Annotated in this window: 12 protein-coding genes; 9 read left to right on the top strand and 3 right to left on the bottom strand. The window is 64.1% G+C overall.

What is annotated here, in order from left to right; all coding sequences use genetic code 11:
* Window positions 1-44 precede the first annotated feature (44 nt).
* Both RAD16_RS05670 and tyrS read right to left on the bottom strand, forming a co-directional pair.
* Window positions 45-1292 carry an MFS transporter gene (locus RAD16_RS05670; RefSeq protein WP_458156881.1) on the bottom strand — a complete coding sequence of 416 codons (1248 nt, stop codon included), beginning with the start codon at window positions 1290-1292 and terminating at the stop codon, window positions 45-47.
* A gap of 56 nt (window positions 1293-1348) precedes the next feature.
* Window positions 1349-2602, bottom strand: a complete 1254-nt coding sequence (gene tyrS / locus RAD16_RS05665) for a tyrosine--tRNA ligase (protein ID WP_458156880.1) — start codon at window positions 2600-2602, stop codon at window positions 1349-1351.
* Window positions 2603-2766: 164 nt separating this feature from the next.
* Here tyrS and RAD16_RS05660 point away from each other — a divergent pair, with 164 nt between their 5' ends.
* The 3 genes from RAD16_RS05660 to RAD16_RS05650 all read left to right on the top strand — a co-directional run bounded on the left by RAD16_RS05660 (window position 2767) and on the right by RAD16_RS05650 (window position 5005).
* On the top strand, window positions 2767-3870 hold the full coding sequence (locus tag RAD16_RS05660) for an anhydro-N-acetylmuramic acid kinase (protein ID WP_458156879.1): 1104 nt from the start codon (window positions 2767-2769) through the stop codon (window positions 3868-3870).
* A gap of 105 nt (window positions 3871-3975) precedes the next feature.
* A complete protein-coding gene (locus tag RAD16_RS05655; protein ID WP_458156878.1) occupies window positions 3976-4671 on the top strand; it encodes a glutathione S-transferase family protein in 696 nt (231 codons plus the stop codon).
* Between the two features lie 10 nt (window positions 4672-4681).
* A complete protein-coding gene (locus tag RAD16_RS05650; protein ID WP_458156877.1) occupies window positions 4682-5005 on the top strand; it encodes a DMT family transporter in 324 nt (107 codons plus the stop codon).
* 117 nt (window positions 5006-5122) lie between these two features.
* Here the strand turns inward: RAD16_RS05650 and RAD16_RS05645 are convergent, their stop codons facing one another.
* Window positions 5123-5770, bottom strand: a complete 648-nt coding sequence (locus tag RAD16_RS05645) for an alpha/beta hydrolase (protein ID WP_008143006.1) — start codon at window positions 5768-5770, stop codon at window positions 5123-5125.
* 355 nt (window positions 5771-6125) lie between these two features.
* On the opposite strand from RAD16_RS05645, the gene RAD16_RS05640 reads away from it, so the two are divergent.
* The 6 genes from RAD16_RS05640 (at window position 6126) to RAD16_RS05615 (ending at window position 12617) form a co-directional block, all read left to right on the top strand.
* Window positions 6126-7265 carry a cysteine desulfurase family protein gene (locus RAD16_RS05640; RefSeq protein ID WP_458156876.1) on the top strand — a complete coding sequence of 380 codons (1140 nt, stop codon included), beginning with the start codon at window positions 6126-6128 and terminating at the stop codon, window positions 7263-7265.
* 113 nt (window positions 7266-7378) lie between these two features.
* On the top strand, window positions 7379-8875 hold the full coding sequence (gene sufB / locus RAD16_RS05635; protein WP_458156875.1) for a Fe-S cluster assembly protein SufB: 1497 nt from the start codon (window positions 7379-7381) through the stop codon (window positions 8873-8875).
* Window positions 8876-8936: 61 nt separating this feature from the next.
* A complete protein-coding gene (gene sufC, locus RAD16_RS05630) occupies window positions 8937-9689 on the top strand; it encodes a Fe-S cluster assembly ATPase SufC (protein WP_458156874.1) in 753 nt (250 codons plus the stop codon).
* A gap of 11 nt (window positions 9690-9700) precedes the next feature.
* Window positions 9701-11005, top strand: coding sequence for a Fe-S cluster assembly protein SufD (sufD, locus tag RAD16_RS05625; protein ID WP_458156873.1), 1305 nt, complete (start codon window positions 9701-9703; stop codon window positions 11003-11005).
* The gene (locus RAD16_RS05620) at window positions 11002-12249 is read left to right on the top strand and encodes a cysteine desulfurase (protein ID WP_458156872.1); all 1248 of its coding nucleotides are present in this window, start codon (window positions 11002-11004) and stop codon (window positions 12247-12249) included. The genes sufD and RAD16_RS05620 overlap by 4 nt, the downstream gene beginning before the upstream one ends.
* Window positions 12246-12617, top strand: coding sequence for an SUF system Fe-S cluster assembly protein (locus tag RAD16_RS05615; protein ID WP_458156871.1), 372 nt, complete (start codon window positions 12246-12248; stop codon window positions 12615-12617). Before RAD16_RS05620 ends, RAD16_RS05615 begins: the two co-directional genes overlap by 4 nt.
* Window positions 12618-12634 lie beyond the last annotated feature (17 nt).

Below are 12634 nucleotides of genomic sequence, written 5' to 3'. Positions count from 1 at the left end.
AATTTCCCGGTGACGCGAATGCGCTCAGGTTACCCGTGAGAGACCTACTCCCGCAAGGCGGGGACAATCAGGAACGGAATCATTCCGAGGATCACGCTCGCAAGTGCGAAGACGAGCAGGAGATTGTATCCGTGGGTGGCGTCGTGGATCAGGCCGCCGCTCCATGAGCCGAACGCCGAGCCAAGGCCGCTGCCGATCGAGATGGTGCCGAAGATCGTCCCGACGCGCTTGCCGCGAAAGATCTTCATCGCGGTCGCGGTGATCAGCGGCCCGCGCGAGCCCATCATGCTGCCGAAGCAGACGACGAAACCGGTGAGCAGGATGACGTTCGGATAATACTGAAGCAGCCACAGCAGGACGATGCCGAGAATCGAGATCGCGTAGCTGAGCAGCACTGACGGCCGGCGCCCGATCAGCCCGTCGAGCGCGGAGACGCCGATCATGCCGAACACCAGCACGACGCCCGAAAAGCCCCAGGCGGTCGCGGCTTGGAGCGGCGGGAATCCGGCGTCGATCAGATAGGCCACGATCTGGGCGGCGATTGAATACATGCCGACCGCGGTGAAGAAGAAGGTCGAGAACAACGCCCAGAAGGCGTGGTGGCGCATCGCGCTGACAAGCGTCCAGCCGTTGTCGATGAAATCAGGATCGGTCTTCTTGGTGACATGCGGCGAGCCGGCCGAGAACATGCGCCAGGGCAGGAGCAACAACGGCACCAGAAAACCCAACGCGGCAAAGCCGAATAGCTGATAGGTCTCGCGCCAGCCGAGATGATCGATCAGCAATTGCGAGGCCGGCAGCAAAGCCAGCACGCCGCCGCCCATCGCCGAATAGACCACCGCCATTGCGGTCGGCAGCTTCGGGCCGAACCAGCGGCCGAGCAAAATCGAGTTCGGCACGTTGCCGATGAAGGCGACGCCGATGCCGACGCAGAGTCCGATCGAAAGCTGGAATTGCCAGAGCGCCTGCGCGTGCGCCGCAATCAGGAAGGCCGAGCCGAGCAGGAACAGTCCGAGTGCGTAGACGATGCGCGGTCCAGAATGGTCGAACAGCCGTCCGACCAGCGGCGCGGTCAATCCGCTGATCAGCCAGGTCAGCGAATAGATCGAGACGACCTGCGCGCGGTCCCAGCCAAAATTTTCGGAGATCGGCTTGAGGAAGACGGTGAAGCTCTCGCTTAGGCCGCGACCAAGAACCGCCAAAGTGAAGCACAGCGCGAGCACCACGAGCGCGGTGCGCACCGCGCCTTGCTGCGTCGCAGCTCCATGTTCCCTGGGCGTGTTCTGATCCATTGCAGTCAGGGAGCGCGCTTCGACGCGCCCTGACAAGCAGCGAAAAGCTCATACGCCTATGCAGGCTTGATGAGGATGTGCTTCTTCTTGCCGAAGGACAGCTTGATCACGCCCTCGGGCGTCAGATGGCCCGCGGACAGCGCCATCTTCTCGTCGGTGACGGGCTCGTCGTTGACGCGCAGGCCGCCGCCCTTGATCTGGCGCCGCGCCTCGCCGTTGGAGGCAACGAGGCCCGCCTTGACGAAGGCGTTGAGCACGCCGAGGCCGGCATCCAGCTCGCCGCGCGGAATTTCCACGGTCGGGAGACTCTCCGCCAGCGCGCCTTCCTCGAACGTGCGGCGCGCGGTTTCGGCCGCCTCGTTCGCGGCGTCGCGGCCGTGCAGCAGCGCGGTCGCTTCGGTGGCGAGCACCTTCTTGGCTTCGTTGATCTCCGAGCCGCCGAGTGCTTCGAGCTTCTTGATCTCGGCCATCGGCAGCGTCGTGAACAGCTTCAGGAACTTGCCGACGTCGGCGTCCTCGGTGTTGCGCCAGTATTGCCAGAAGTCATAGGGAGAGAACTGGTCGGCGTTGAGCCACACCGCGCCTTGCGCGGTCTTGCCCATCTTGGCGCCCGACGCGGTCGTCAGCAGCGGTGTCGTCAGCGCGAACAGTTGATGCGTGCCCATGCGGCGGCCGAGATCGACGCCCATGATGATGTTGCCCCACTGGTCCGAGCCGCCCATCTGCAGATGGCAGCCGGTGCGCTTGGCGAGCTCGACGAAGTCGTAGGCCTGGCAGACCATGTAGTTGAACTCGATGAAGCTCATCTCCTGCTCGCGCTCGAGGCGCAGGCGCACGGAGTCCATGGTCAGCATGCGGTTGACCGAGAAATGCCGGCCGACGTCGCGCAGCATCTCGATCCAGTTCAGCTTGGTCAGCCACTCCGCATTGTCGAGCATGATGGCGTCGCTCTTGGCATCGCCATAGCGCAGCACCTTTGCGAACACGCCGCGGATCGATTCCTTGTTGGCCTCGATCTCGGCAACGGTGCGCATCGCGCGCGTCTCGTCCTTGCCGGAGGGGTCACCCACCATGGTGGTGCCGCCGCCCATCAGCGTGATCGGCTTGTTGCCGGACTGCTGGAGCCAGTGCAGCATCATCATGGTCAGATAGTTGCCGATGTGCAGCGAGCGGGCGGTGCAATCGTAGCCCACATAGGCGATCGCCTCGCCCTTGGCGGCGAGGGCGTCCAGCCCCTCGAAATCGGAGCACTGGTGGATGAATCCACGTTCCTGCAGGGTGTTGAGGAAATCCGATTTAAATGCAGTCATCTGTCGGCGTGCCTGACAATTCTTGGTTTACTGTTTTGGGAGCAATTTAAGGGTCTTCCGTGGGAACTCGATTGCTGCCCGCCACTTGGCGCTGTGGCATTATAAGATGTGTCCCTCTGGCACAAGATCGGCATGCCGGAGGGGGAGTTTGAGGACGCTGATCCATGATGTTGACGGCACTCGGTTTGATGAGCGGCACCTCGCTGGACGGGGTAGATGTCGCGCTGATCGAAACCGACGGAAAGCAGGTGAAGGCGTTCGGGCCCTCCGGTTACCGCCCCTATAGCCCGGCGGAGCGCAATCTGCTGCGCCAGGCGCTGAGCGAGGCGGTGAACCTGACGCAACGCGATGCCCGGCCGGGCGTTCTGGCCGAGGCCGAGCGGGCGGTGACGCGCGCCCATGCCGAGGCGGTCGCCGCCTTCGTCGCCCAGAACCGGATGAAGCCGGAGGATATCGACATCGTCGGCTTCCACGGCCAGACGGTGCTGCACCGGCCCGAGCGGCGGCTGACGGTCCAGATCGGCGATGCGGCGGCGCTAGCGAGAGCGATCCATATTCCCGTCATGTATGATTTCCGTGCCGCCGACGTCGAGGCGGGCGGGCAGGGCGCGCCCTTCGTCCCGGTCTACCACCGGGCGCTCGCCAATTCGCTGGAGCGCGAAGGGCCGATCGTCGTGGTCAATATCGGCGGCGTCTCTAACATCACGTATATCGACGGCAACGACACGCTGATCGCCTGCGACACCGGGCCGGGCAATGCGCTGCTCGACGATTTCATGTACCGCACCATGAACCAGGCGTTTGATGCGGAAGGAAAGTTCGCGGCGCTCGGCAAGGCCGACGAGGCCTGGATCGCGCGAGCGCTGGAATTGCCGTTCTTCGCAGCTCCGCCGCCGAAATCTCTCGACCGCAACGACTTTGCCGCCTTGAAACTCGGCGACGTCCAGCCCGCCGACGGCGCGGCGACGCTGACCGCCTTCACCGCGGCCGCGATCGCCCGCGTCATCCCGCTGCTGCCGCGACGGCCGCGGAGCTGGATCATCTGCGGCGGCGGCGCCCGCAATCTCACGATGCTGCGGATGCTGCGGGAGCGGGTCGGCTCTGCCACCGTCGAGGCCGCCGAGATCCTCGGCTGGGCCTCTGATGCCATCGAGGCGCAGGCCTTCGGCTTCCTCGCCGCCCGCGGCCTGAAGGGTCTGCCATTGTCCTATCCCGCCACCACGGGCGTGCCGATGCCGATGACGGGCGGGGTGATCGCGCGGCCCTGAGGGTTCTGCATCAGCCCAGGTTGATGCAGCTGCATTGATCTTGACGGATATATGCAACTGCATCTATCTTGGATGCAGTTGCATCGAACCGCCGGGATCATGGCCATGACGACTTCGCTTGAAACGACCGCTTCACTGAAACTGATCAGCCACAAGCTTTGCCCGTACGTGCAGCGCGCAGTGATCGCGCTGAAGGAGAAGGGCGTTCCGTTCGAGCGGATCGACATCGATCTCGCCAACAAGCCCGACTGGTTTCTGAAACTGTCGCCGCTCGGCAAGGTGCCGGTGCTGGTGGTGACGACGGAGCAGGGCGAGGTCGCTCTGTTCGAGAGCAACGTGATTTGCGAGTACATCGAGGAGACGCAAGCAGGCCTCAAGCTGCATCCGGCGGATGCGTTGAAGCGCGCCGAGCACCGCGCCTGGATGGAGTTTGGTTCCGCAATCCTCGGCGATCTCTGGGGCCTGGAAACCACGACCGATCCGGCGATGTTCGAAAGCAAGCGCCAGGCGTTGGTCGCAAAGTTCGCGCGCGTGGAAGCGGCTCTCGGCGCCGGGCCTTATTTCGCCGGCGATGCGTTCAGCCTCGTCGATGCCGTGTTCGCGCCGGTGTTCCGCTATTTCGACCTGTTCGACGGGCTGACCGATCACGGCATCTTCCGCGAGGTGCCGAAGGTCCGCGCCTGGCGCGCCGAGCTCGCGCAACGTCCGAGCGTGCGCACCGCGGTCGGCGCCGACTATCCGCAATTGCTGCGCGCGTTCCTCGTCAGGCACGACGCGCATCTGCTCAAGCTCGCGGCCTGAGCGCGCGCCGATGTCGCAATCCATGGCCTGGCTGATGCTGGCGATCGCCGGTGCGCTCGATGTCGGCTGGGCGATCTCGATGAAATATGCGGAAGGCTACACGCGCGTCGGCTGGAGCATCGTTTCGCTCGTGCTGCTCGCGGCCTTCGTGTTCCTGCTCGGGCGTGCCCTGAAGGTGCTCGAGGTCGGCGTCGCCTATTCGGTGTGGACTGGCATTGGCGCGGCCGGCACCTTCGTCATGGGCGTGGTGCTGTTCGGCGAGACCTTGAGCGCGACGAAGCTTGCGGGCATCGCGCTGGTGCTGATGGGGATCGTCGCGCTCAAGCTGGCCTGAGCCGGGTGCCCGTAGCCCGGATGAAGCGAAGCGCAATCCGGGGTCTTCTTTCGGCCGATGGAGTTTCCCGGATTTCGCTTCGCTTCATCCGGGCTACACGACCTCTGGTACAAATCCTCAGCGCACGTTGGCGAGGCGCATGTCCAGATAGGCCGTGATGGTCTCCATCAGCGGCTCGAGCTTGGCGTCGAAGAAGTGGTTGGCGCCGGGGATGACCTGCTGGTCGATCACGATGCCCTTCTGCGTCTTCAGCTTCTCGACCAGCGTGTTGACGTCCTTCGGCGGCACCACCGCGTCCTTCTCGCCGTGCACGATCAGGCCCGATGACGGGCAGGGCGCGAGGAACGAGAAGTCGTAGAGGTTGGCCGGCGGCGCGATCGAGATGAAGCCCTCGACCTCGGGACGGCGCATCAGGAGCTGCATGCCGATCCAGGCGCCGAAGGAGAAGCCGGCAACCCAGCAGGCGCGCGCTTCGGGATTGATGGTCTGCGCCCAGTCGAGCGCTGCCGCCGCATCCGACAATTCGCCGGTGCCGTGATCGAACGAGCCCTGGCTGCGGCCGACGCCGCGGAAATTGAAGCGCAGCACCGAGAAGCCGCGATGTGCGAAGGCGTAGTAGCACTGGTACACGATCTGATGATTCATCGTGCCGTGAAACTGCGGATGCGGATGCAGGATCATCGCGATCGGCGCGTTCTTCTGCTTGGCCGGGTGATAGCGGCCTTCGAGACGGCCAGCGGGGCCGGCGAAAATAACTTCAGGCATCGATGATCTCTTGATTGATGTGCTGGAGCGAGGATCCTTGGCAATCAACCGATTGTGGCCTCATCGACAGCGATGCCGACGAAAGCGCGAATGGAAGGGTGAGAAGGCGTGCGCCTCGCGGTGATGCGCAAAAGGCGCGCGGTGACTTGACGGCCCGCGTTCTAACATGGGCGCAGGGGCAAAAAGCAAGCATCTTGAACATCGGCCAATGGGCTCAAGACGTTAGCCTGTCATGGCCGCGTCATCGCCGGCACCGGATTCGGAATCGCGGTTGCCAAGTGCGCGGCGGCGGCCCATGTCGGTCGAACGCGATGCGGGCGCAACGCCCCAATGACGTAAGGTAATATAGTAGTCGATGCCGAGCCGCGTTTATCTCGACTGGAATGCGACCACACCGCTCCGCGCCGAAGCCCGGGCTGCGATGCTGGCCGCGTGGGAGCTGATCGGCAATCCGTCCTCGGTCCATGCCGAGGGGCGGGAGGCGCGGCGGCTGGTCGAGGAGGCCCGCGCCACGCTTGCCGCGGCCGTAGGCGCGCTATCGCGGAACGTCGTCTTCACCTCCGCCGGAACCGAGGCCAATGCGCTGGCGCTGTCGCCTGGCCTGAAGGGGCCGTCCGGAGGTCCCGTCGAGCGGCTGCTGGTCTCGGCGATCGAGCATGCCTCGGTCCTGGCGGGCGGCCGGTTCCCGGCGGAGAGAATCGAGCACATCCACGTCAGCCGTTCCGGCGTACTCGACCTCGATCACCTCCAGGCGCTGCTCGCCGACGGCCCGCCGGCGCTGGTCTCGATCATGGTCGCCAACAACGAGACGGGCGCACTCCAACCGGTCACTGAGGCCGCGCGGATCGTCCACGAGGCCGGCGGCCTCCTGCACGTCGACGCGATTCAGGCGCTTGGCAAAATTGCGTTCAATATTAACGAGGTAGGCGCCGACCTCGCGACCTTTTCTGCGCACAAGATCGGCGGGCCCAAGGGCATCGGCGCCCTGGTGGTAGCGGAGGGGATCGCTGGACTGGAACCGGTGCTGCGGGGCGGCGGTCAGGAGCTGAACCGGCGCGCGGGAACCGAGAATGTCGCGGGCATCGCCGGCTTCGGGGCGGCGGTGAAAGCCTCGCTCCAGGCTCTGCCGGAGGATGCGGAGCGGATGGCAACCTTCAGAGATCGCTTGGAAAATGGTATCGGCGCCAGTGCCGGGGCGACGATCTTCGCAAGCGACGTGAAGAGGTTGCCGAATACCATCCTGTTCACGGCGCCGGGCCTGAAGGCCGAGACCGCCGTGATCGGCTTCGACCTCGAAGGCGTGGCGGTGTCGTCCGGCTCGGCCTGTTCCTCAGGGAAGGTCCAGCCCTCCCACGTGCTCTCGGCGATGGGGTTCGACCCGGCCGTGGCCCAAGGAGCGGTGCGTCTCAGTCTGGGCTGGTCCACGAAACCAGATGACATCAATAGGGCGTTAGAGGCTTGGCGAAAGCTCGGTAATACCCTACTTAGAGCGTAAGCGACGAAACACGGCTTGAACCGTTCTAAGCCAGTGCTTTCCGCAGAAAAACATCGTAATAATCGTCCGAGTTTGATCCACCGCGGTCCTTGAAACCGCGAGCGGAGGATGGAATGCCAGCCGTACAAGAGACGGTCGAGCGCGTGAAGCGCATCGACGTCGACCAATATCGTTATGGGTTTGAGACCCTGATCGACACCGAGAAGGCTCCCAAGGGGCTATCGGAAGAGATCGTAAAGTTCATCTCACAGAAAAAGAACGAGCCCGCCTGGATGCTCCAGTGGCGGCTGGAAGCCTATCGGCGCTGGCTGACCATGTCCGAGCCGACTTGGGCGCGCGTCGATTATCCCAAGATCGACTTCCAGGATCTCTACTACTACGCGGCACCGAAGCCGAAGAAGACGGTGACCTCGCTCGACGAGATCGATCCGGAGATTCTGAAGACCTACGAGAAGCTCGGCATTCCCCTGCGGGAAGTCGCCATGCTCGAAGGCATCGAGCCGAAGCCCGGCGAGGAAGACCCCGCGCGCCGCAAGATCGCGGTCGATGCGGTGTTCGATTCGGTTTCGGTTGCGACCACCTTCAAGGCGGAGCTGAAGAAGGCCGGAGTGATCTTCATGCCGATCTCGGAAGCCATCCGCGAGCACCCTGAACTGGTTCAGAAGTATCTCGGCTCGGTGGTTCCGACCTCGGATAATTTCTACGCGACGCTGAACTCGGCGGTGTTCTCCGACGGCTCGTTCGTCTACGTGCCGCCGGGCGTGCGTTGCCCGATGGAGCTGTCGACCTATTTCCGCATCAACGAGCGCAACACCGGCCAGTTCGAGCGCACGCTGATCATCGCCGACAAGGGCTCCTACGTCTCCTATCTCGAGGGCTGCACCGCACCGCAGCGCGACGAGAACCAGCTGCACGCCGCCGTGGTCGAGCTCGTCGCGCATGACGATGCCGAGATCAAATATTCGACGGTGCAGAACTGGTATCCGGGCAACTCGGAAGGCAAGGGCGGCATCTACAATTTCGTCACCAAGCGTGGTGACTGCCGCGGCGACCGTTCCAAGATCTCCTGGACCCAGGTTGAAACAGGTTCGGCGATCACCTGGAAATACCCGAGCTGCATCCTGCGTGGTGATAATTCGAGCGGCGAGTTCTACTCGATCGCGATCTCGAACGGCTTCCAGCAGGTCGATTCGGGCACCAAGATGATCCATCTCGGCAAGAACACGTCGAGCCGCATCATCTCCAAGGGCATCGCCGCCGGCAAGTCGCAGAACACCTATCGCGGTCTCGTCACCGCGCATCGCAAAGCGACCGGCGCGCGCAACTTCACCGCCTGCGATTCCTTGTTGATCGGCGACAAATGCGGCGCGCACACTGTGCCGTACATCGAGGCGAAGAACTCCTCGGCGACGTTCGAGCACGAGGCGACGACATCGAAGATCTCCGAGGACGTGCTGTTCTACTGCATCCAGCGCGGCCTCAGCCAGGAAGAGGCGGTTGGCCTCGTCGTCAACGGCTTCGTCAAGGACGTGCTGCAGCAACTGCCGATGGAATTCGCGGTGGAAGCGCAGAAGCTGATCTCGATCTCGCTTGAAGGGTCGGTCGGCTGATCGCCGACCCTCGCGGCGCGCTTCGGCGCTCCAACATCAATTGAATAGACTGGATACCAAGATGGCTTTGCTTGAAGTGAAAGACCTGAAGGTTCGTGTCGAGGAGCGTGAGATCCTCCACGGGCTGACGCTGACCGTGAACGAAGGCGAGATCCACGCGATCATGGGGCCGAACGGGTCCGGCAAGTCGACGCTCTCCCACGTCATCGCCGGCAAGCCCGGCTATGAGGTCACCGACGGCCAGATCCTGTTCAAGGGCGAGGACCTCCTGGAGATGGCGCCCGAGGAGCGTGCCGCCAAGGGCGTGTTCCTGGCGTTCCAGTATCCGGTCGAGATTCCCGGCGTTGCCACCATGACCTTCCTGCGCACTGCGCTCAACGCGCAGCGCAAGGCCCGCGGCGAGAGCGAATATTCGACGCCGGACTTCCTGAAGAAGGTCCGCGAGGTCTCGAAGTCGCTCAACATTCCGCAGGACATGCTCAAGCGCGGCGTCAATGTCGGCTTCTCCGGCGGCGAGAAGAAGCGCAACGAGGTGCTGCAGATGGCGCTGTTCGAGCCGAGCCTGTGCATCCTCGACGAGATGGATTCGGGCCTCGACATCGACGCGCTGCGCATCGCGGCCGACGGCGTCAATGCACTGCATTCGCCCAAGCGCGCGATGGTCGTCATCACCCACTATCAGCGGCTCCTGAACTACATCGTGCCCGACTTCGTGCACGTGATGTCGAAGGGCCGTGTCGTGAAGAGCGGCGGCAAGGAATTGGCGCTGGAGCTGGAAGAGTCCGGCTACGCCCAGTTCGAGGATGCCGCGTAAGGAATTTTGCGATGAACGTTGCTGTGGCAAAGACCGGAACCGGCCGCGCGGTGAGCGATCTCTTCGCCAGCGCCGAAGGCCGCCTGCCGGGTTCGCCTGATGTGATCGCGGTGCGCCGCGAGGCGTTCGAGACGTACGAGCGTCTCGGACTGCCGCATCGCCGGATCGAGGAATGGAAATACACCGACCTCCGCGCGCTGGTCGGCGAGGTGCTGCCGCTGGCAGCCGCGCCCGATGCGGCCGCGCTGAAGCGCGCCGCGGACGCGGTGAAGGCGCATGCGATCGAAGGCGCCCGCAAGCTGGTGCTGGTCGACGGCGTGTTCGCGGCCGATCTCTCCGATGTCAAGGCGCTCGCCTCTGAAGCGGGCTTCAAGACCCTTCGTGATACGCTGGAGAAGGATGCCGGCCTGCTGAAGACCGCGTCCACCGACGCGGTGATCTCGCTCAACGCGGCGATGGCGACCGATGGCGTGGTGCTATCGATCGCCGACGGCGCGCAGCTCTCCGCACCGATCCAGATCATCCACATCGCGACCGCCGCTTCGGCGTCGGCCTTCTCCCGTTCGCAGGTCGCGATCGGGAAGGGCGCTCGCGTCACCATCGTCGAGACCTTCGTTGCGGCCGGCGCCAAGGCCTATCAGGTCAACGACGCCGTGATCGTCACGGTCGGCGACGATGCCGACGTCGCGCATATCCGTCTGATGGACGATGCACCTGACGCCATGAACGTCTCGTCGCACTTCGTCACCGTCGGCGCCAATGTGAAGCTCAACTTCTTCAACATGACCACGGGTGCGGCCGTCAGCCGCCTGCAGGGTTTCATCACGCTGGCGGGCGAGGGCAGCGAGCTCTCGGCCAACGGCGTCAATTTGCTGCAGAAGACCGAGCATGGCGACACCACGCTGGTGGTCGACCACGCCGTGCCGAACTGCGTCAGCCGCGAAGTGTTCCGCGCGGTGATCGACGACCGCGCCCATTCCGTCTTCCAGGGCCGCATCATCGTCCGTCCCGATGCGCAGAAGACCGACGGCAAGATGATGACCCGCGCGCTGCTGCTCTCGGACGAAGCCGAGGCCGACAACAAGCCCGAGCTCGAGATCTTCGCTGACGACGTTTCCTGCGGCCACGGCGCCACCGCCGGCGCGCTGGACGACAGCCTGTTGTTCTACCTGAAGGCGCGCGGCCTGCCGGAGAAGCAGGCCCAGGCGCTGCTGATCCAGGCTTTCGTCGGCGAAGCGATCGAGCAGATCGCCGATGATAATCTGCGCGAGCACGTGATCGGCATTGCCGAGCGCTGGCTGGAGCGCCGGTCATGAGCACGCATCCCGCAGTCAAGAACGGTGCCTATGACGTTGCGCGGGTGCGCCAGGACTTTCCGGCGCTCGCCATGCAGGTCTATGGCAAGCCGCTGGTCTATCTCGACAACGCCGCCTCAGCGCAGAAGCCGAGCGCCGTACTCGACCGCATGACGCAGGCCTATACGAGCGAATACGCCAACGTCCATCGCGGCCTGCACTACCTCGCGAACGCTGCGACCGAAGCCTATGAGGGCGGCCGCACCAAGGTGGCGCAGTTCATCAATGCTGAGCGACCTGAGGAAGTGATCTTCACCCGCAACGCGACGGAGGCGATCAACCTGGTCGCCTCGTCCTGGGGCGGGCCGAACATCGGGGAAGGCGACGAGATCGTCATCTCGATCATGGAGCACCACTCCAACATCGTGCCGTGGCATTTCCTCAGGGAACGCCAGGGCGCCGTGATCAAGTGGGCGCCGGTCGACGACGAGGGCAATTTCCTCATCGACGAGTTCGAGAAGCTGCTGACGTCGAAGACCAAGCTGGTCGCGATCACGCAGATGTCGAACGCGCTCGGCACCATCGTGCCGGTCAAGGACGTCGTGAAGATCGCCCACGCCCGCGGCATTCCCGTGCTGGTGGACGGCAGCCAGGGCGCCGTGCATCTGCCGGTCGACGTCCAGGACATCGGCTGCGATTTCTACGTCTTCACCGGGCACAAGGTGTACGGTCCGACCGGCATCGGCGTGCTCTGGGCCAAGTACGACCACCTCGTCGCGATGCGCCCCTATAACGGCGGCGGCGAGATGATCCGCGAGGTCTCGCGCGAGATCGTCACCTATGGCGATCCGCCGCACAAGTTCGAGGCGGGCACGCCCGCGATCGTCGAGGCCGTGGGGCTTGGCGCCGCCATCGACTACGTCAATTCGATCGGCAAGGAGCGCATCGCCGCGCACGAGGCCGATCTCACCGCCTATGCGCAGGAGAAGCTGCGCGAGATCAACTCGCTGCGGCTGATTGGCACGGCGCGGGGCAAGGGCCCGGTGATCTCTTTCGAGCTCAAGGGCGCGCATGCCCACGACGTCGCCACCGTGATCGACCGTCAGGGCATCGCGGTCCGCGCCGGCACCCATTGCGTGATGCCGCTTTTAGAGCGGTTCAATGTGACCGCCACCTGCCGCGCCTCGTTCGGCATGTATAATACGCGGGAAGAAGTCGATCATCTGGCACAGGCGCTGCTCAAGGCGCGGGATTTGTTCGCATGAGTGACACGGCCGAAATCAAAGCCAATCCGATGGAGACCCTCTCGGCGCTGCCGCCGGAGGAGACCGAGCGTCTGACCACCGAGATCATTGCGGGCCTCAAGACCGTATTTGACCCGGAAATCCCGGCCGACATCTACGAGCTCGGCCTGATCTACAAGGTTGAGATCAAGGACGACCGCTCGGTCGACGTCCAGATGACGCTGACGACGCCGAACTGCCCGGCCGCCGGCGAACTGCCGACCATGGTCGAGAACGCGGTCGCCAGTGTTCCCGGCGTCGGCGTGGTCGACGTCAAGGTCGTCTGGGAGCCGGCCTGGTCGCCGGAGCGCATGAGCGACGAGGCCCGCCTCGTCCTCAACATGTGGTGACGCGTAACCTCGATATT

This window comes from Bradyrhizobium sp. 18BD (genome assembly GCF_054185225.1).
Note: the sequence above shows the minus strand (reverse complement) of the source record. Positions and strands in the feature narration are given on the sequence as shown.

What these genes read in the sequence shown, in the direction of transcription:
- RAD16_RS05620 (WP_458156872.1), top strand. Translation starts at nt 11,002, where the DNA reads ATGAGCACGCATCCCGCAGTCAAGAACGGTGCCTATGACGTTGCGCGG.
- RAD16_RS05640 (WP_458156876.1), top strand. Translation starts at nt 6,126, where the DNA reads ATGCCGAGCCGCGTTTATCTCGACTGGAATGCGACCACACCGCTCCGC.
- RAD16_RS05650 (WP_458156877.1), top strand. Translation starts at nt 4,682, where the DNA reads ATGTCGCAATCCATGGCCTGGCTGATGCTGGCGATCGCCGGTGCGCTC.
- RAD16_RS05670 (WP_458156881.1), bottom strand. Translation starts at nt 1,292, where the DNA reads ATGGATCAGAACACGCCCAGGGAACATGGAGCTGCGACGCAGCAAGGC.
- RAD16_RS05660 (WP_458156879.1), top strand. Translation starts at nt 2,767, where the DNA reads ATGATGTTGACGGCACTCGGTTTGATGAGCGGCACCTCGCTGGACGGG.
- sufB (WP_458156875.1), top strand. Translation starts at nt 7,379, where the DNA reads ATGCCAGCCGTACAAGAGACGGTCGAGCGCGTGAAGCGCATCGACGTC.
- RAD16_RS05645 (WP_008143006.1), bottom strand. Translation starts at nt 5,770, where the DNA reads ATGCCTGAAGTTATTTTCGCCGGCCCCGCTGGCCGTCTCGAAGGCCGC.
- RAD16_RS05655 (WP_458156878.1), top strand. Translation starts at nt 3,976, where the DNA reads ATGACGACTTCGCTTGAAACGACCGCTTCACTGAAACTGATCAGCCAC.
- RAD16_RS05615 (WP_458156871.1), top strand. Translation starts at nt 12,246, where the DNA reads ATGAGTGACACGGCCGAAATCAAAGCCAATCCGATGGAGACCCTCTCG.
- sufC (WP_458156874.1), top strand. Translation starts at nt 8,937, where the DNA reads ATGGCTTTGCTTGAAGTGAAAGACCTGAAGGTTCGTGTCGAGGAGCGT.
- sufD (WP_458156873.1), top strand. Translation starts at nt 9,701, where the DNA reads ATGAACGTTGCTGTGGCAAAGACCGGAACCGGCCGCGCGGTGAGCGAT.
- tyrS (WP_458156880.1), bottom strand. Translation starts at nt 2,602, where the DNA reads ATGACTGCATTTAAATCGGATTTCCTCAACACCCTGCAGGAACGTGGA.